A 16,931-nucleotide genomic window follows, 5' to 3' on the forward strand; every position below is an offset into this window, starting at 1 on the left:
GATCGCATGAATTGAAAGTCGCAAGCGGCGCCGAAGTCCTTTCAGGCATCGCCGTAGCGCTGGCGCTCATTCCCGAGGCCATCGGCTTCTCCGCCATCACCGGGATATCTCGCGACCTCACATTGCAGCACAGGGTGTTGGAGTTGTTAAGGCAGCGCCGAGCTACTCCCGGTGGTGGAGTTCCCCTTCCTCCAAGCGAATCCGCTCGATTAGATCCGCGAGGGGCGGAATAAGATCGGGAGCACTTGCCAACGCGTCCGCCATGGTTTCGGTTTTTTCATCGCGACAGCCAAAATTGAATCTGAGGTGACCGATGCCATCACCGTCCTCCCACGTAACGGAGACGACGGGGTGGTCTGTCGCCATTCGTGCGCACAGCGGATGGCCGAGCGTGATGTCTTCTGTGCCACGCGGACGAAATGGCCTTAGGACGGCTTCAAAGGAGGACCATTCCTCAGGGGTGACGGCAAAGCGATGCACCCCGCTCGCCGTTGTGAATTTTCGTCCTTCGAATAGGCCAACCCCGTCTGAATTCACCACGAAGCGATAAACGGGGCATGTCCCAAGGCATGGCCCGCGCTCAACAGTAATGCGTTCAAATGGCACCTCTGCTCGAACTGTTGTCGCCGCGACAAAGAACACAGCTGTGAGCTGAAGGTATGGGATTATCCTTCTCACCATTATAATGGTCTCCCAGCATCCATGCCGAATTTCGTTATGAGATAGTGCTGCCCCGGCCGCAGAGATCAACTATTATCGCGTCGCTGCATGGAAAGCCTAAAAATATCAACTTGGGTAGTAAACCTCGGTTGCACGGAACCGCCCACTTATTCGCCTGCATTGTACCACGACATCGATCGACATCCTCAACAACTTGTCGATGTCATCACGACCCAAATTGCGTCCACCGTCGGACTCCTTCACAAGCAACGCCAGCTGCTGGAAGGCGAGTTCTGGGGAGTCGGCGTGAACCGTGGTTATAGACCCCGGGTGACCGGAATTCACATTGCGGATATAGGAGAATGCCGTGCCGTCACGTAACTCTTGAAGCAAGATGCGGTCCGGCCGCATCCGGAGACAAGATTCCAATAGTTCTTTTGGGCCGGCAGTGGAGAGCCCCTGGGCGCCTTTTGAATAGAACAGTCGAACGTGGTTGGGTTGGGGAACAGTCAGTTCGGGTGTGTCCTCGATCGAAATGATCCGTTCATGCTGCGGAATGTGTCTGATCAGCGCTTTCGAAAGCGTTGTCTTGGCCGATCCGGTTGCACCGGATATGATGATATTCTTTCGTGCTATGACGGCTTCCCGCAGAAAATCCTTAAAGCAACCGGCACGGTAGAGCGCCAGCAAATCCTGGTCCGTCGTCGAACTGTCTTCATTCGTCGCCCGGGTCTCGGAGAAAAATTCGCGCTCCTCCAGGTCATCGAGCGTGAACGTGACCGAGGATGGCTTTCGGATCGTGATGCTGACCGTGTTTCTGGTGGTAGCCGGTGGAATGACGATCTGGATGCGCTCGCCGCCGGGTAGTGTTGCAGACAGGATCGGTCGCGTCTCATCGATTGATTGGTGAGAAAAACTGGCCACGGCCCGAGCAAGACGCATCAGCTTTTCGAATGTAAGCTCCGGCAGATCATGGGTCCGCCATCCACCGGTATCTTCCGTCAGCACCTGCCCGGGCCGATTGACGATCACTTCGTAGAGCGACCTGTCTTCGAGGAACCGCGCCAACGGAGAAAGCAGTTCACGAACGACCGTCGCGTCAGAACCTTCGGTCATCGCTCCTGCCTCCTACTTCGTCACGAGCGTTGACTGCGGCCTGAAGTCCCCCTGCACCGTCCGGTCGAGGACTTTATTTCTCGGCTCGATCACTCGCAATCCGTAAATCCCGGAAAAGTCGAGATCGCGCGCCACGAAGATCGATACCAGTTCACCCTGATGTTTGTTGAGCGACGGCGGAATGTTGATCGATTGCTCGACGGCGATCGACGCCGCCTGCTGGCCGGCACTTGTCGTGTTCTGCGCATCGACATCACTGTCCTGCAAGCGGCTGCTGGCATAGCGTGTGGCGTCGCCTACGATGGAAAGGAGAAGCGCAGTTCCAAACCGCTCCCACCAGTGAGTGTCGACGTAACCATCGACGCCCGCCCGGCCGAGCGAATCCGTCGTCGGCGAGGCCAATGTGACGATGATGCCGTTCGGGGTTTTCGCACGGTTCCAGAGCACGAAGAGGCGTTTCTGTCCTCGCTGCAAACCGCCGCGATACTCTCCAACAACCTGGGTGCCTTTCTCCATCAGCACCACGCGGCCATTGTCCGAGAGAATGTCACGGTTGATCACACAGCTCGTGAAGCCGGGCTGATCAGATGACATGGCGGTTTCCAGGACGCAGGGTATCGAGGTTCCCATCGCGATGATGAAGTTACGATTGCCGAGTGTGCCGGCCCGTGAGCCCTCAAGCTTGGTCGGGCGTAGCAACCCGTTGAACCGTTCTTCATCCGCGTTGGCGGTATTCTGGCCCATCGTGTTTCCATCAAGCGGCAGAAAATTGCTCTCCGTCGACGTCACAGGGTTTTCGGCTTCACGGCGCGACCTCGTGTTTCTCTGTCCGCCGCTATAGGCGATGACGGGCGCTCGGCGCGCCGAGTCGAGCAGTGGATCCTCCTCTTTCGCCTCCTCGGTCACGACAGGCGTTGGCAACTTCACTTCCGGTAGCGGCTGAATCGGTTCAATGGTTTCCTTGGCTGGTTCGAAGTCTGTCGTTTGTCGGATGACCACTCGCTCCGGCTGGGAATTTTCCTGCTTTTCCTTTCCCCGACTCATCGACCACAGGGCGAAGCCGACAAAGGCGACGACGGCGAGCGCAACGGCACCGCGCTTCAGGGTGGGGTTGTTGTCTATCCGCCGGCCGGCGTGCGTTTCGGCCCGCTCGCCTGGTATCCGGTTTTCGTCTTCATAAACCATAACAGCCTCCTACTGCGCCGTGCCGGCCTCGCTGCGGACCACGCGCTCGACTGACGGTGAAGTCGTGTTGGTGTCAGGATTGATACCGATCCGGTCATAGGCCTCATTGAAGACGCAAAGCACATCCCCTCCCCTGCGCAGGATAAATTTGCGGCTGATCGCATGGACGAGAACCAGGTTGCCGTCGACGGATTTAGGCACCAGACTCTCGCTGCCGTCCGAGTTCTCGATATAGATGGCCGGCATTTCCTGATTGCCGGTGAAGGCAAAGGTCGTAAGCTTCCCGTTATCGTAAACGGACTGCGGTGCTAGCGCCTGTGAACCCTGAGCCGAGTAACGCCAGTTTCGAGGGCCAAAGGCTTCATGGAGAGCCAGCACGTTGTCGGCCTCCTTCGTCTGCGCGGCAACCGCTCGCGCCGCCGCGGCCTGTCGCCGTCGTTCCGCTTCATCGGCTGGATAGCGGTACTTGACGTAAAAGTATGTGTCATTACCCACCTCCACCTTTCCATCCCGCACCGTCAATTCCATCTGGTAGCTTCGGGTAGATCCGTCGCGCCGGGTGGTTACGACAGAGATATTGGTGACCGGCTGGTTCTCCCGCGGTTTGAGAAACAGAATATTGCCGGCCGGAGCCACCTCCCAGGCGACGCTGTTGCCGAGCGCGACATGCGCGATCTCCTCGTCGGCGGCGAATTCCACCTGCACCGAGGAGCGTAGCGAGCCGATGATGCGGGTGATGTTATAGGGCTGGTACTCGACAAAACGCACGCGGCTGTCCTGTGTCCCGCCGCGCGGAATTTCGAGGGTAAGCGCCGGAAAAGTGGCAGCCATAAGAAGGAAAGTGGCGATGAAGACAGTCCGCATCAGTTAATGGCCTCCGGATCGGCTCGGTATTCGCTGACCGCAAAACCGAGAGGATTCACCAGCCGATCTGTCGACGACATCGGCGCATCGGCATAGGAAAAGGTGAGCGCCGCAATCCAATGGGTTGTTCTGACTTCTTCTCCGCGGGTGATCGTGCGCATGTAGCGGACGGATACGACATGCGAATTGATCAGTGAGATCGAGGCGATGCGAATGCGCGCGGTGGCGCTGCGCCCATAGGTGTTCTGCGGTGATTCCGGATTGCTGCCGCGATAGAAGGCGGAAAAACGTGCCTGCTCCGGTTGCGTCGACAGAAGCGTAACGGTGCGGAAATTCTCCTCCGCCTCGCTCCAGACATAGCCTTCACGAGCGCGTACGTATTTTGCCGCGAAGTATTTGGTCACGGCCTCATCATAGGTGCCGGCCGTCGTCGTCAGCGCCGAGACGACATCGAYGATGCCAGTTGAATTGTCGACCCGCACGACAAACGGTTCCACCGTTTTCAGCGGGGTCAGGCCGGCCACGGCCAAGATCGAAGCGCCGGCAAGGATGCTGGCGACGATGGCGACGGACCAGGCAATGCGTGCCGAGCGTTCGACTTGGATCACGCGGTCCTGATCGAAGCGCCGCGCCCTCTCGAAATATGATTTGAGTTCGTCCCCTAAGACCATGGCGTCAATCCTCGCAGGAACGATAGGATTTCTCGATGTCGCGATGGGCGAAGGCGGAATGTTTCCTGCCCTCTTTGACATAGGACCTGGCAACAGACCGAGAGACCGCCTGTCGCGCATCGGACTGTTTCTCTTTGAGGTTGCTATTGTCTTCCCACTGCCACATGGCGCGATTAAGCGGCCGACGCGAATAGCCATCGCATTTCGGGAGCGGATAGGTCAGCGACGCGCAGCCGCTTAAGGCGGCTGCCATGCAGAGCAGCGAAAATCTTCTGGTCATTCCTGGAGGCCTTTTCCTGTTCGGGCGAAAAGCGTCATGATCCGGCACTTCTGGAGGTGAAGGTTCGACCAACGGCACGGAGGCTGCGCCCGGCGGCTCGGAAGCCGCGTGCGGGACCCCGGGCGAGCGTGCTTTCGTGGGCGTCGCGTGCAGTGCCGTAGCCGTAGGCCAACGAGGCACCGCCGGCGGCAAGCGCCGAAGCGATGTTGGGAAGCTGATAGAAGACATAGAGCGCCGCAAGGCAGATGGCGCAAAGCGCGATCGGCCGCATCAGCACATCGCTATAGGTGTCGATCACAGCGAAGGTCGTGTCGACTGAGGTGATCAGCAGCGAGCCTACCGCGACGACGAGGACCTGAAGGACCACGAAGTTTACAAGCTGACCTATCCAGGCCTCGGTGAAGCGACGCGTCGACCGGAACATGGCAAGCGCCACGAAGATCGGCCCGATCGCGAGCACGATGGCAAGCGCAAGCCTGGCATAAAGTGAGACTATGTAGCCGATCGCGGCGACGATGAAGCTGGCGCAGACCACCATCATGCCCCCGGCACCGGTGACGATGTCGATAGGCCAGGAGGCACGCGCCCAGATCTCCTTGGCACACTGTTGTCCCTTATCGAGCAGGCTGTCAAAAGTCGAAGCGTTTGGTTCAGCTCCGGTATTCAGCGCCTGTGAGATTTCGCGAGGAAGCACCTCGAAGAAGATGTTGGACACATAGGTCTGATAGTCGTCGGCGTTCTTCACCAGCATAACGATGATCGCAAGTTTGATCGCTCGAAATGCAAACTCGAGGATTGGCTCCAGGACGGATCCGCGAAGAACGAGATAGCCGTAGAGCACAATATAAAGAGTAATCGCCACTGTCAGAGGGCCTGAGACCCACTCGGAGATGTTCGACGTTCCTGAAGCGATGAAGTTCTCGAGCGGTGTCTTGAACTGCCCGTCGACAAAAGCGAAGACTTGATACACGGTTTTACCTCCGAGCGCTCCTTACATGCTTTCAAGACGCGCCCTGAAATCTGCGGCCGCAGCGTTTTGGCAATTAGGGGTGTTGTCCAACTCACCAGGATTTTGGCGGCATTTGCTGACCACGCCGGCAAGCAGCGCTTTGTCGGCAATCAGTTCATTGACGGTGTAGGCGCGCTCGGCTTCGCTCGAGCAAGCTGCCAGAATGAAGAGAAAAACAGAAAGGACGAGCGGCCTCATTGCAGTGCCGCTCCCATGGCATCCATGCGTTGACGCCAGTCCTCGGCCTTGCGCTGCTCATCGGTCTGAACTTGCGCCTGTTGCACCATGCGCAGGGCTTCCATGCGCAGCACGTCCGTCTGAAGAAAGGCCGTCTCTGCCTGGAGCCGCGCCTGGAGGTCGGCGATATCCTTGGCGTTGCTTACCGTAGATATCTTCTCGCGCAACTGATCGATGCCATCGATGCGCTTGGTCGCGGCATCATAAATCTGCTGACCGAGACTCATCTGGCCGGCATTTCTGTTCTGGATGCGGGAAAGCTCCTGGGCATAGAAGTCGTCGGCGCCGGTCCGATAAGTCGAATTACCCTCCAGGAATTTCGAGGCGGAGTCTCCGAACACACCGGTGCCAGTGCCTTTCAGTAACCCCTCTATGGCATTGAAGTCCGCCGGCAGCGCTTGGCGAATGGCTGAGTCGTTGAGCACGCTGGCAACATTCGCCATGTCGGTCAGCTTGTTGAACGAACCGTAGAGCTCTTGTGCCTGCTGAATCTGCTGATTGAGCGCATCGAGTTGCGATTTCAGCTGCGCGATACTCTCAATCTGCTTGGCGATCGCCGTTTGATCGACCACCGGGATTCCTTGCCCTGCCGCTCCGCTGATGGAAAGGATGAGCGCAGAGGCAATCGCTGCACCATGACGTCGATAGGAAATCATCCGCTTGCACTCCGTCTTTGCTGGAAAATGGGAAGCCAAACCTTGGGATCGTTGCCGACCTCGGCACGGATCGCATCGGCAAGTTCGACATTGGCGGTTCGTCCGGAGAGGATGGCGAGTTCGTCGTCGAAGCCCTTGAGGTTAAGCTCGGCGACGACGCTGTTGTGTCCTTGCTTCAACACGAATCGCCGGCTCTCGATGGAAAGCTCGCGCGCGATCAGCTCGAATTCGCGCTCCGTCAGCTTGAAGCCATCGATATAGTCGGCTGGATTGCCGCGGGAGTTCGGCAGGAAGATCTGTGTCGGGCATTGCTCGATGATGGTGTGAGCGATCGGCGAGACGATCGCGTCGCGCGGACTTTGTGTGGCGAACAGCATGAGGCCGTTCTGCTTTCGAATCGTCTTCAGTTTGTTCTGGGCGAGGTCTCRGAACCCCTCGTCCTGAAGCGCCTTCCAGAACTCGTCGATCACGATGATGATCCGCCGGCCGTCGATCAATTGCTCGACGCGATGGAAGAGATAGGCCATCAACGGGGTCCGAATTTCTTCGTTATCGAGGAAGTCGGTCATGTCGTAGCCGACGAACTTGCCGCCGTTACCGAATTCGCCGAAGCCGATGTCCTCGATGATATTGTCGAAGACCCAGCCGAGGGGCCCGCCCGTCTCCCAGCGCCGCAGCCTGGCCGCAATCCCTTCCGGATTGGTATTGTCCAGAAAAGTCCTAAGCGCGCCGATCGTGCGACGCTCGACCGGCAGGTCAGCAAGACCGTCAATGGCGGCTGCGATGTCGCGAAGTTCGGTCACGGTTAGTTCCCGCGACGATGAGCCGACGAGCTTGCCGACCCAGCGCGTTAGGAAGACCTTATTCTCCGGCGTGAGTTCAAGAGCCTTAAAGGGGGCGCAGCCGGTCGGCACGCCATTCTTGAGGGGCAGATAAGTGCCGCCGGCGGCCCGCACATAGAGATCGGCTCCTCTGTCCTTGTCGAAGAGCACCATATGCGGATCATGCTTTTCGAGTTGCGATAGCATGAAGTTGAGCAGCACGGTCTTGCCGGCGCCCGATGGCCCGCAGACAAAGGTGTTGCCGAGATCGCCATAATGGAAATTGAAGTAGTACGGCGAGCCAGACGCTGTCTTGAGGAGAGCGACTGCGGGGCCCCATTCGTTGCCGTCCTTCTGACCGATCGGATAGGAATGAAAGGGCGACAGCGCGGCGAAGTTTCGTGACGTGATCGCGCCGGACCGAGCGCGGTAGCGAAAGTTGCCGGGCAACTGCGCCCACCAGGCCGCCTCGAGACCAAGGTCCTCGCGCGCGACGACGGCGCCGCCGCTGGTCAGGCTGGTGCGCGCCTTAGCGAGGTTGTCGGTCAATTCTTTCACCGATGCGGCAAAGACGGAAAGCGTCAGATGGTGCTCGCCGAGCACGAACCGGTTGGATTCCAGATCGTCCATTGCTCCATCAAGCTCCTCGATTTGCGAGGCCGCTTTGTCGCCACTGCTCACCATCTGGTTTTGCTTGCGGCCCATGATGGTGCGAGCGTCTGTTTTGGGAATGAAGGAGAAGGATTGCGCCAAAATAAGCTCGAAAGGACTGGTGAGGACGCCGTCGAGCATGCCGGACCTGGTGCGGGCCGGATATTCCTTGAAACTCAGCATGCCGGCAAAGCGACTTTCAGCTTCGTGGCGAATTTCGATCGTCTCGCGGCCAACGATGACACGATCGGAATAGATCGCTGACGCGATACGCCCCTCGGTCAGCGGGATCGGCTCCCGCCGGCCGCCAACGATCTGGTGCACCACTTCGCTCGGCTCTGAGAATAGCAGGCCCTCATGTTCATAGAGAGACAGCACTCGGGGCTCGAAGCGTTTTAACGCCGCCGTGACATCGACGACCTTGTCGTGAAGCTGCTTTAGGGCCTCGTGGTCGAGTTCCACCCCAGCCCGGCGGGTCTGACGCAGGCGCGACAGCAGCCTTACCGCCTTGTCTGCCGGATCGCGAGCTGGTGACCAGAGGATCGTCAGATAGAGGTCGTTGCGAAACAGGTCCTCGCTCACCATTCGCGCGCGATACCTATCGTTGAGCACTGCCGAGAACAGCGTGGTGAACGCGCCTTCCGGATAGCTGTTGTCGCGACGACGGATGAGATGCGTCCACAAGGCAAGCCGCTCGTCTGCGATATTTCGGTAGAGGGTGTTGAGGTCGCGATGGAGAGCATTCAGATCGAGAACATCCGCGGTCTCGAAGGAGACTCCCTCGAGCGCGATCATCACCATCAGCTCTCGCGCATCGAGCGCGATCGTGGATTCGTCGACGTGGCGGACATAGGGGATGAAGGTCTCCGGACCAAGTTCACGAAATCTGAGTGTGGTACGCTTAAGCAAATCCGAGATCCCTTTCATCGTATTTGCGGGCGATCCTCAGGGGGCTAAGCGTCGTCCCGCCCCAATAGGCACTGTTGCGGGACCGGCCGCGGGTTTCCAGCCAGGCCACCAGAATGCGAAACATGTTGTGGTCGTGTTTGACGAGCGCGCGGAACACCAGATGGAAGACCACGCCGACAAGCGCGTAAGCAATCGAACCGGCTGCGATGTAAAGGATGGTCGTGAGCATGACGTTCATGCCCATCGCTTCCATCGTCACGCCGGCGATCATTGCCGRCCGGGTGCAGGCAATGAACAGCGTGTCTTCCTCGAAGGCCTGCCTCGCGGTAGACATGCTGTTAGCCCCCGACCACGGCATTAACCAATTCAGTGGCACCGGTGATGACGCCGACACCGACGATCCAGTACCCGGCCTTTCTGAGATCCACATAGCCAAACATGCAGGCGAAGGAGATCACGACTACGGAGATGATGGCCAGCAGCCGGAAGATGTTGCCGGTCAAGAGATCCACGATGTTTTGCAGCACGTTCTCGATGCCGGCTGCCTGCGCAAAGGCCGGCTCGACGAGGATGGCAACAATGGCGGCGGCCCTCAAACCGGAGGTGGCAAGTGGGCGGATAAGGGAACTGAAGGTCATTCACTCTGCTCCATTTCACTGCTCGGAAACACGAGGACGGAAGACTTCCGCCGCGAATTAAAAACATCCCAGGAGGCCGTTTCCTCGGCAGGCCGGTCATCCCGCGCTGTCTCGATCGCCACATCGGCATGGCTTTGCTCGACAACCGCCCTCTCCCGCCCGCCATCGCTGATCACGAGAGTCGCAAGCGTCCCGCCGATGCGCCTCACCTCCTCGCGGACCTGGTCATTGTACTGGACCATGGCGCCGACTGAGGGATCGTTCCGTCCATAGTAGGATTGCAACATCACTTGTTCGGCTTGCGTCGGATCCGCGCCGGCTCTCAGTGCGAGCCGGTAATATCCGTCGAGCAGCGCCGCGGTGGCCTGAAGGTTGAGGCACGGATCGAAAGCGTCGGAGATCGAGAGCTTCAGCTTCCCGAGCTCTTCCATGCCGACACCACCGAGACCGAGCTGGATATCCTGGCGCTCGGCCGTCAGCGAGGACGCGATCTTGATCGCCTCCTCCTTGTTCGTCGGCCGCTCCGAGAGCGGGGCGCCGTCGATCYGGATGGCAAGCGGCTCGAACCTGCTTTCAAGACTGACAACACCGGCGAGTATCTCGGTCGCAACTATGGATGCGCACGCTTGTGCCAGATCGAGGAACGCAACAGGCATGGCTCAATACCACACCCTTTGCTTGCCAACGCCGTCGATGGTCACGTCGACATAACGGGGTTGCGTGCGGACGTTCGGCCGCGTCGTCACATAGCGTTGGCATCTTATGCGGCCCTCGCTCCGGGACCACATCGCCGAGGTGGCCCGATCATTGTCGGGATAGCATTCATAACCGGAGACGGTTTGTGGCGTGGTCGAGATGCAGCTCACCTCGCGCCCACGATCTCCATGCCGTGTCGTCAGGCGATAGCCATCGTTGCAGTAATACGGCTCATATCCGGGGCGCGAGGCTCGGAACCCAACCCCGCTGCAAGTCGGAAAAGCGTGTCCCTTTGCAAGCTCGCGCCAGAGCTTTTCGATCGGAGGCCGGCACTCTGCATATTGTGTCGGACCGCCAGGATTGGAAAGACACAGGATAACCTGGCATCCCCACTGTCCCGCCCGCGCTTTACCATCGAAAACAAGATAGAATGACGCTAAGCTGGCTGCAGCGACGGCTGCCTGCATGAGAGACTTGTTCATGACCACCATCCTTCACCGACGCGACCGCGCGCAAAGCCCTCCAAGCCTTGCGAATCCGCGACTCGTTTTACAATCATATATATGACAGTATAAAATATGACAAGTGCACTCAATGTCCACTGGCAGAGCCAGCTATTTGCAGCCTACGCTTTGCAGGAAATTCTAGACAAGCCGATCGAGGGAGAGACGCCTCAATCGCGGCTAAAGCAGCTTGGGATGATGACGGTGCTCTACATGATGCATCAGAGCCATGAAAAGCTAACGCTCTCCAATATTGTCAAAATCACTGGATTGACGCGCAATGCCGTAGCGGAATCGATCGATCCACTCGTTGAGCGAGGCATACTTGCGGAAACAATTGTAAAGAATTCCATGGGCCGCGGAACTGCGAGGCAGTTTGAGTTTCGCCCGGAGGTGTTCGACCGACTAAGGATGCGCGCTGAGGAGAGAAGGTCAAACACATAGTATCATGTAATTCATAGTAAAATTCGATGTGACTGGAGTCTCTCAGGGAAACACATGAAGCGTGTGCTGATCACAGGCATGTCCGGCACCGGAAAGTCTTCGGCCATTCAGGAACTGACCAAGCGCGGATATCGGGCCTACGATCTCGATACGCCGGAATGGTCCGAATGGATCGATACCGCCCCTTCGGATGCTCTCACTCCCGCCGAGGGAAAGGATTGGGTCTGGCAGGTGGATCGCGTTCGCCAGCTCCTTGAAACGCCTGGAAGCGGGACGTTGTTCATCAGCGGCTGCGCCGAGAACATGGAGGGCGTCTACCCCTTGCTCGATACCGTGATCCTTCTCTCGGCTCCCGTGGAAACCATCATGGAGCGGATTTCGGGGCGATCTGCTGATGGTTACGGCAGCACCGCCGAGGAGCGCCGGAAGGTTGCGGAACTCATTTCGACGATCGAGCCTCTCCTGAGGGAGGCCGCCCATCACGAGATCGACACGAGGGGGCCGGTCTCGGCCACGGTCGACGAGATCCTTCGAGTGGCATAGCCGGTTCAGTGCTGGGATTGCCTGAAAGGCGAAAGGGCTTGCCTTTGAAGGCAAGCCCCAGGCAAAAGACCAGCGTGTCGTTCGAAAGGTTCGCGGCCGGAGCCGATCAATCCTTCTTCTGCGGAACCTGGTCATACTTCGCCTCCAGCCAAGCGTTTGAAGGCAGGGTGGTAGCGCATGCGAGCTCTGAGACCAAGCGCGGCGCACGCAAGTTTGCGGCCGACCGGGCTCGGAGACCGACACCGACTGCGCGGAAGGCTGGCAACAAATTCACAAGCCCCTGGAACTTTTCGACAGCAAGCTCAGCGACATGGTGGAAGCAGACGGAGCCTGTTTCGCAGACTACGAAGCTGTTCCCGCGTCACAGGCCGAGCTTGCAGAGCTGGAAGTACAGCCCTGGTTGAAGACCTGTCTCGCAACGCCCCCTGACGGTAACAGGCCCGGTCTATGGGGTGGACGCCTCCTAACGGCATCGCAATGTGCCAATACAGCAGTGTCGAAACGTTGCTATAGTTGAGGAGACGTCCACCCCATCAACTGGGCCTATTACAAAACTCCTCCCGGTCAGCAGCCGCATGGCTACACCAAGCAACTTATGTCATTCAGCAGCGCCGCCATGGGCTGGGATGCCTTCCTGAACGCCGAAGTGCTGCTGACGCAGCCGCTGCTCATCGTGATTGGCGACAAGCCGGACGGCTTTGGTGCCTATCGCGACGGTTGGGAAATCTACGGCCGTACCGCCTCGATGAACAAGTAGATCGTCGTCGCCGAGGGCTGGTCACACTATGACCTCTACGACAAGCCTGAGCCCGTAGCGCCATGGCAAAGGTGGTGCCCTTCTTCAAAGACACCTTATAAGTCAAGGGCACCGGAGCGGTTGACTGCTTCCCGATACGGGTGGGCGCCCATACGCCCACCGCAATCTGGGTCGGTTTGGGTTGAGGACGAAATGTCGCTCTTGCGCCTCAAGTCCGCTTGTTTCCTTTGAACAAGGCAGACTCTGCGAAAAATCAAGCTTTGTCTGAACGCTTATGAAGCGCCCGAGCGACATAAAGACCGCCGACCAGAGCAACGATAACACTCATGGTCATGTTGCGGGTTGAATCGTCTTTCACAATCGGACGAACCATCACCGATCCATCCTGCGATTCGGCATATTGTGGACCTCGCAGGACGAAGAATCCTTGCGCTGCTGCGAAAAAAGCCATGCCTGCAATGACGCCCATCCCAATGGCGCGTTTATTGGCGAATATGCTGCTATTCATAGTATTTTGCTGCTCTTAGGTTGGTGGTGCGCTGTCCCTGCGACCGATAGTTTTATGGCGTATCAAGAAGACAATAGTCTGATTGGGACGGATCAAGTGCCTTGAGAAACAAGGGCTTTCTGTATGAAAATCGCCGCCAATTCAATTGGGGTAGTCAAAATGGTCTTTCTGGCCCATAGAGGGCCTTTCTGCGAACGCATTTGTCCCGCTAGGTGTTCTTAGGGTAGGATTTCGCCCCCTTCCGCAAACGCCCCCATCTGGCCGAAAGCCGCGATCGCTGTTTCAGATGTTTCGGCCTGGACAATCAGGCCGAAGATCATCGCCATGATGAATGCTATACAGGGCCACTTTCCCGCCCACAGCTCATCCATCAGACCTCAAGCGCCCCCTGCATTTTGAACCATACCTGGGGATACAATCCAAATAGCCAATATGTCTGGGTCGCTCAGGGATGCGCAGGCGTGTTTGCCGACGTTGGAGGCTATCACTATGGCCGCGGTGATGGCTTCGATCCGGGGGCGCGCATGTACGATCATCGTGGTCATGATATCGGTGGCGTCGTCGCGGGCGCAGTGCTTGGATCGATCATTGAGGGAATTGCCGAAGAAAGCAAACACAAGCACCACCATACCACCAGCAATTTCACTGATGATGACGGCTTTAACGGTTGCCACGGTATTGGTTGCACGGTGGACGATCCCGACACCAGTAGCAACGACAACGTCGATACCACCCCTCAATTCGACAAGGATGGCAATCCGAACTTCGACACCCATGGCAATTACCAGGGGTGCCACGGGGTAGGATGCCTGGTCGACAATCCCGATGACTCTGGCTAGGGGCAGATTGGGCAGACCGCTGGCACCGGGGTGACGGGTAAGGCGTTTGGGTGGATCAATGTCATCAATGGAACGCCCAGTGAGAGAAATTATGCCCTTCGGCGCGACGCAACCGCTGAATATCGCAAATTGTCTGATGCACTGCCGTCGGCATTCGTATCTGCACGTCGGGGCTCTTTACTATGGAAAGGGACGGCGCGAAAAACCGAGCAGTTCGCACAGCTTCACCAGAAAGCTGGTGAGCGGTCGAATTGCTGGAACGAGACGCGTTGCACGTTTTGGCGCCTCATCTTCGCCGGGTTCCTGATCTTGCCGCTTTCGCTCCAGACGATCTCGCGCTTGATCCGTGGCGACTTGCTCAAGACTTTCTGGCGGCCGCATACAGCGCTGCAGCAAAAGTAAGCTTTGGGGCGGCCGTCCGTGCCATCGAAACCGAGAATGGCAAGGTTTTCGGCGTGAGGACTGCCGACCAGAAAATTGCTGCCGACATGATCATTCTTGTCATCGCCATACTTGGCCCCTGTGACGAAACTCTCGCGGCCGATGTCATCGCGACGGGCGCAACGCAGGCTGAACTTGCCAAGGCATTCGCGTGGGTCAGCAATGACGAAGCCTTGATAGGTGAAGGGACGGCCTTTGGCGAGCGGCAGGGTTGCCACGCTGGTCGACCTGCTGGCTTCGGACGAAGATGAGCCGGAATAGGCGAGTAAAATCCTGCCCCCTTGAGATGCTGCCTCGCCTATGCCGTCGTCAGCACCCGGATATCGCCGCGGCGGTCGATGACGTCGACTACCACATGGCGCCCCGAGCGGCGGAGGGTAACATCCGCCATGCCATTGCCGATCAGCAGATGCCGCAAGGTAACCTCGTCGAGGAAGGCGGGAAGCTGCGGCTCGTTGAAGCTGATCTGCAATGCGCTCGGATCGAAGTCGAGGCCGATGCAGGATTGCAGCAGCGATAGTGAAGCAGCCGCGGCCCAGGCCTGCGGTGAGCATGCGACCGGATAGAAGGTCGGCCCTTGTGCCCGCTGCCGCGGCAGGCCGCAGAAGAGTTCGGGAAGCCGGCGCAGGTCGATATAGGTCGAGGCGGAAAACAACCYCTCGAATATCCGCGCAGCTTCAGCCCGAAAGCCGTAGCGGGCAAGACCGCTGGCGATCAAGGCATTGTCATGCGGCCAGACCGAGCCGTTATGGTAGCTCATCGGATTGTAGCGCGCCTCCGTGGATGCGATCGTGCGGATGCCCCAGCCGCAAAAGGACGAAGCGCTCATAAGCGTACGGACAACTTGTCTGGCACGCTCGGGATAGGCAATGCCGGTGAAGAGCGCGTGGCCGGCATTTGATGATCGGACCCGGCAGGGGCGTTTATCTCCGTCCAAAGCAAGCACATAAGTGCCGAGTTCCTCGTCGAAGAAGCTCGTGTCGAAAGTGCGGCGCATGCCTTCAGCTCTTGCGAGAAAGTGTGCGGCCCGTTCCGGCCGATCGAGCACGCGGAAAATCTCTGCCGCCGCCTGCCAAGCGCCGTAGACATAGGCCTGCACCTCGGCAATCGCGATTGGCCCCCTGGCGAGCGTTCCATCCGCATGGAAGACGGAATCGTGGCTGTCTTTCCATGCCTGGTTGATCAATCCTTCTTCCGTTAGGCGTCCATACTCGACGAAACCGTCGCCGTCGCGGTCGCCATGCTCGTCGATCCATGTCAGCGCCGCCTCGATATGCGGCAGAAGACGGTCGATGGTCGCAAGATCGCCTGTCCGTTCGAGATATTGGCCGGCCAGCATCACGAATAAAGGCGTGGAATCGATGCTGCCGTAATAACGCCGGAAAGGAACTTCGCCGAGTTCCGCCATTTCTCCGGCGCGTACCTCGTGCAGGATTTTTCCCGGCTCGGCGTCCGAGGCGGGGTCGACTTCCGTGGCCTGGTTCACCGCCAGATGCCCTAGAACACCGCGTGCGATCTCCGGATCGAGCCAGAGCGTTTCCAGCGCAGTGATAAGGGCGTCCCGGCCGAAGACCGTGCTGAACCACGGAATGCCGGCATAGGGGTAAGGTCCCTCCGGCTTGTCGGTCATCAACATGTAAAGGTCGGATATGCTGCGTCGCGCCATCTCGTTWAAGATCTCGTTGGATGTGACGATCGAAGCGGCGCGTGAAGACGAGGCGCGCAGGGCGCGGCGGGCATCGCGCAGGGCAAGAAAAAACGACCGGTGGCTTGGCCGCTCGGCGGCGGTCTGATCGCAGCCTATTTCGATAAACAGCGATTGGGTTTCGTGCGGTGCCAGATGGAGCTCATAAACGACATGATCGCTGCCGAGTTCGTCCGGTCGTGGATCGAAGGAAAGCCGCGTGGACCGCTTCCGATCGTCCAGGCCGACATAGGAGAGCAGAATCGAATCCTGTTCCATGACGGCAGGCAAATGCCGCCCTCTCCTCGCTCTTGAGGTTCCCCGCACTTCGAAGAGATCGGCGAAATCGGCTGCGAATATGATCTCAATACGGATCTGCTGCGGGCGCTCGTCATAGTTTCTCACGGTCAACCGCTCGCAACAGCGCGCGTTCCAGAGAAAGCGGGATCTACGCAGGTGGATCAGGTCATGCTCCAGAACGAGCTTTCCCTTGTCATCGAGGAGATCGGGGTTGGTGAGATCGCAAGTCAGTGTCGCATTGTCGTCACGTAGCGTCGACGACAACAGCATCGGCCGCTTGTTGTTGATCGTCAGGTAAAGGTGGGAAAGATATCGCGTATCGCGATGAAAAAGGCCTTCCGGGCTGCCCGGCCCGGAAAGCACGTCGCCGTTGTGATCAAACACGGCGAAGGTGTCGCCGTGTTTGAGCGTGCGCGGYCGCCGCTCCTGCAGCGATGCGGCGGCCGGGATGAAAAACTGCGCGATCGGGGTGGCCGGGACCGGCGTCGGATTGCTTCCCGCAGAGGCGATCGACATGGC

At 58.5% G+C, this 16,931-nt stretch carries 21 protein-coding genes and 3 pseudogenes; 7 read left to right on the forward strand and 17 right to left on the reverse strand.

Annotation, left to right across the window (positions count from 1 at the left end; translation table 11 throughout):
• Positions 1 to 162: 162 nt before the first annotated feature.
• From LCM4573_RS28960 to LCM4573_RS27500, 14 genes are all read right to left on the reverse strand, one after another.
• On the reverse strand, positions 163 to 681 hold the full coding sequence (locus LCM4573_RS28960) for a DUF6438 domain-containing protein (RefSeq protein ID WP_071008295.1): 519 nt from the start codon (positions 679 to 681) through the stop codon (positions 163 to 165).
• 105 nt (positions 682 to 786) lie between these two features.
• Positions 787 to 1,776, reverse strand: coding sequence for a P-type DNA transfer ATPase VirB11 (gene virB11, locus LCM4573_RS20950; RefSeq protein ID WP_071008296.1), 990 nt, complete (start codon positions 1,774 to 1,776; stop codon positions 787 to 789).
• A gap of 12 nt (positions 1,777 to 1,788) precedes the next feature.
• Positions 1,789 to 2,961, reverse strand: a complete 1,173-nt coding sequence (gene virB10 / locus LCM4573_RS20955; protein WP_071008297.1) for a type IV secretion system protein VirB10 — start codon at positions 2,959 to 2,961, stop codon at positions 1,789 to 1,791.
• Between the two features lie 9 nt (positions 2,962 to 2,970).
• Positions 2,971 to 3,825: a P-type conjugative transfer protein VirB9 gene (gene virB9, locus LCM4573_RS20960; RefSeq protein ID WP_071008298.1), complete on the reverse strand. Its 855-nt coding sequence runs from the start codon at positions 3,823 to 3,825 to the stop codon at positions 2,971 to 2,973.
• Positions 3,825 to 4,496: a virB8 family protein gene (locus tag LCM4573_RS20965; protein ID WP_071008299.1), complete on the reverse strand. Its 672-nt coding sequence runs from the start codon at positions 4,494 to 4,496 to the stop codon at positions 3,825 to 3,827. The genes virB9 and LCM4573_RS20965 overlap by 1 nt, the downstream gene beginning before the upstream one ends.
• 4 nt (positions 4,497 to 4,500) lie before the next feature.
• Positions 4,501 to 4,776, reverse strand: a complete 276-nt coding sequence (locus LCM4573_RS20970; protein WP_071008300.1) for a hypothetical protein — start codon at positions 4,774 to 4,776, stop codon at positions 4,501 to 4,503.
• A gap of 34 nt (positions 4,777 to 4,810) precedes the next feature.
• Entirely contained in the window at positions 4,811 to 5,746 is a 936-nt protein-coding gene (locus tag LCM4573_RS20975; RefSeq protein ID WP_071008301.1) for a type IV secretion system protein, read from the reverse strand.
• Positions 5,747 to 5,767: 21 nt separating this feature from the next.
• Positions 5,768 to 5,983, reverse strand: coding sequence for an EexN family lipoprotein (locus LCM4573_RS20980; RefSeq protein WP_071008302.1), 216 nt, complete (start codon positions 5,981 to 5,983; stop codon positions 5,768 to 5,770).
• Positions 5,980 to 6,678: a P-type DNA transfer protein VirB5 gene (gene virB5, locus LCM4573_RS20985; protein WP_071008303.1), complete on the reverse strand. Its 699-nt coding sequence runs from the start codon at positions 6,676 to 6,678 to the stop codon at positions 5,980 to 5,982. Before virB5 ends, LCM4573_RS20980 begins: the two co-directional genes overlap by 4 nt.
• A complete protein-coding gene (locus LCM4573_RS20990; RefSeq protein ID WP_071008304.1) occupies positions 6,675 to 9,077 on the reverse strand; it encodes a VirB4 family type IV secretion/conjugal transfer ATPase in 2,403 nt (800 codons plus the stop codon). The genes virB5 and LCM4573_RS20990 overlap by 4 nt, the downstream gene beginning before the upstream one ends.
• Complete coding sequence (locus LCM4573_RS20995; RefSeq protein WP_071008305.1) at positions 9,052 to 9,393, reverse strand: type IV secretion system protein VirB3; 342 nt, start codon at positions 9,391 to 9,393, stop codon at positions 9,052 to 9,054. The genes LCM4573_RS20990 and LCM4573_RS20995 overlap by 26 nt, the downstream gene beginning before the upstream one ends.
• Before the next feature lie 4 nt (positions 9,394 to 9,397).
• Entirely contained in the window at positions 9,398 to 9,697 is a 300-nt protein-coding gene (locus LCM4573_RS21000; RefSeq protein ID WP_071008306.1) for a TrbC/VirB2 family protein, read from the reverse strand.
• Positions 9,694 to 10,353 (reverse strand): transglycosylase SLT domain-containing protein, encoded by a 660-nt coding sequence (locus LCM4573_RS21005; protein ID WP_071008307.1) that lies wholly within the window; start codon positions 10,351 to 10,353, stop codon positions 9,694 to 9,696. The genes LCM4573_RS21000 and LCM4573_RS21005 overlap by 4 nt, the downstream gene beginning before the upstream one ends.
• Before the next feature lie 3 nt (positions 10,354 to 10,356).
• Entirely contained in the window at positions 10,357 to 10,875 is a 519-nt protein-coding gene (locus LCM4573_RS27500) for a hypothetical protein (protein ID WP_083347596.1), read from the reverse strand.
• 96 nt (positions 10,876 to 10,971) lie between these two features.
• Here LCM4573_RS27500 and LCM4573_RS21010 point away from each other — a divergent pair, with 96 nt between their 5' ends.
• From LCM4573_RS21010 to LCM4573_RS28360, 3 genes are all read left to right on the forward strand, one after another.
• Positions 10,972 to 11,340, forward strand: a complete 369-nt coding sequence (locus tag LCM4573_RS21010) for a MarR family transcriptional regulator (protein ID WP_071008308.1) — start codon at positions 10,972 to 10,974, stop codon at positions 11,338 to 11,340.
• Between the two features lie 54 nt (positions 11,341 to 11,394).
• Positions 11,395 to 11,883 (forward strand): AAA family ATPase, encoded by a 489-nt coding sequence (locus tag LCM4573_RS21015; RefSeq protein WP_071008309.1) that lies wholly within the window; start codon positions 11,395 to 11,397, stop codon positions 11,881 to 11,883.
• Between the two features lie 595 nt (positions 11,884 to 12,478).
• On the forward strand, positions 12,479 to 12,640 hold the full coding sequence (locus LCM4573_RS28360; RefSeq protein ID WP_198539767.1) for a hypothetical protein: 162 nt from the start codon (positions 12,479 to 12,481) through the stop codon (positions 12,638 to 12,640).
• Between the two features lie 253 nt (positions 12,641 to 12,893).
• Here LCM4573_RS28360 and LCM4573_RS21020 read toward each other — a convergent pair whose 3' ends face one another.
• On the reverse strand, positions 12,894 to 13,148 hold the full coding sequence (locus LCM4573_RS21020) for a hypothetical protein (RefSeq protein ID WP_071008310.1): 255 nt from the start codon (positions 13,146 to 13,148) through the stop codon (positions 12,894 to 12,896).
• A gap of 218 nt (positions 13,149 to 13,366) precedes the next feature.
• Positions 13,367 to 13,519, reverse strand: a complete 153-nt coding sequence (locus LCM4573_RS28695) for a hypothetical protein (protein WP_244505378.1) — start codon at positions 13,517 to 13,519, stop codon at positions 13,367 to 13,369.
• Between LCM4573_RS28695 and LCM4573_RS28700 the strand changes: the two are divergent.
• From LCM4573_RS28700 to LCM4573_RS28710, 4 genes and pseudogenes are all read left to right on the forward strand, one after another.
• A pseudogene (locus LCM4573_RS28700) lies at positions 13,514 to 13,564 on the forward strand (hypothetical protein); the annotation flags it as partial. The gene LCM4573_RS28695 and the pseudogene LCM4573_RS28700 sit on opposite strands and share 6 nt — an antisense overlap.
• 45 nt (positions 13,565 to 13,609) lie before the next feature.
• A complete protein-coding gene (locus LCM4573_RS28705; protein ID WP_244505379.1) occupies positions 13,610 to 13,987 on the forward strand; it encodes a hypothetical protein in 378 nt (125 codons plus the stop codon).
• A gap of 278 nt (positions 13,988 to 14,265) precedes the next feature.
• A pseudogene (locus LCM4573_RS28965) lies at positions 14,266 to 14,427 on the forward strand (hypothetical protein); the annotation flags it as partial.
• Positions 14,428 to 14,475: 48 nt separating this feature from the next.
• A pseudogene (locus LCM4573_RS28710) lies at positions 14,476 to 14,689 on the forward strand (hypothetical protein).
• A gap of 37 nt (positions 14,690 to 14,726) precedes the next feature.
• Here LCM4573_RS28710 and LCM4573_RS21035 read toward each other — a convergent pair.
• The gene (locus tag LCM4573_RS21035) at positions 14,727 to 16,928 is read right to left on the reverse strand and encodes an amylo-alpha-1,6-glucosidase (RefSeq protein ID WP_071008313.1); all 2,202 of its coding nucleotides are present in this window, start codon (positions 16,926 to 16,928) and stop codon (positions 14,727 to 14,729) included.
• Positions 16,929 to 16,931 lie beyond the last annotated feature (3 nt).

Source organism: Rhizobium sp. LCM 4573 (genome assembly GCF_001854865.1).
In the GTDB taxonomy this organism is placed as follows: Bacteria; Pseudomonadota; Alphaproteobacteria; order Rhizobiales; family Rhizobiaceae; genus Neorhizobium.

Bases quoted from the DNA above. Each gene is read 5' to 3' on its own strand.
- LCM4573_RS28960 (WP_071008295.1), bottom strand. From the start codon at position 681: ATGGTGAGAAGGATAATCCCATACCTTCAGCTCACAGCTGTGTTCTTT.
- virB11 (WP_071008296.1), bottom strand. From the start codon at position 1,776: ATGACCGAAGGTTCTGACGCGACGGTCGTTCGTGAACTGCTTTCTCCG.
- virB10 (WP_071008297.1), bottom strand. From the start codon at position 2,961: ATGGTTTATGAAGACGAAAACCGGATACCAGGCGAGCGGGCCGAAACG.
- virB9 (WP_071008298.1), bottom strand. From the start codon at position 3,825: ATGCGGACTGTCTTCATCGCCACTTTCCTTCTTATGGCTGCCACTTTT.
- LCM4573_RS20970 (WP_071008300.1), bottom strand. From the start codon at position 4,776: ATGACCAGAAGATTTTCGCTGCTCTGCATGGCAGCCGCCTTAAGCGGC.
- LCM4573_RS20980 (WP_071008302.1), bottom strand. From the start codon at position 5,983: ATGAGGCCGCTCGTCCTTTCTGTTTTTCTCTTCATTCTGGCAGCTTGC.
- virB5 (WP_071008303.1), bottom strand. From the start codon at position 6,678: ATGATTTCCTATCGACGTCATGGTGCAGCGATTGCCTCTGCGCTCATC.
- LCM4573_RS21000 (WP_071008306.1), bottom strand. From the start codon at position 9,697: ATGACCTTCAGTTCCCTTATCCGCCCACTTGCCACCTCCGGTTTGAGG.
- LCM4573_RS27500 (WP_083347596.1), bottom strand. From the start codon at position 10,875: ATGAACAAGTCTCTCATGCAGGCAGCCGTCGCTGCAGCCAGCTTAGCG.
- LCM4573_RS21010 (WP_071008308.1), top strand. From the start codon at position 10,972: ATGACAAGTGCACTCAATGTCCACTGGCAGAGCCAGCTATTTGCAGCC.
- LCM4573_RS21015 (WP_071008309.1), top strand. From the start codon at position 11,395: ATGAAGCGTGTGCTGATCACAGGCATGTCCGGCACCGGAAAGTCTTCG.
- LCM4573_RS28360 (WP_198539767.1), top strand. From the start codon at position 12,479: ATGTCATTCAGCAGCGCCGCCATGGGCTGGGATGCCTTCCTGAACGCC.
- LCM4573_RS21020 (WP_071008310.1), bottom strand. From the start codon at position 13,148: ATGAATAGCAGCATATTCGCCAATAAACGCGCCATTGGGATGGGCGTC.
- LCM4573_RS28695 (WP_244505378.1), bottom strand. From the start codon at position 13,519: ATGGATGAGCTGTGGGCGGGAAAGTGGCCCTGTATAGCATTCATCATG.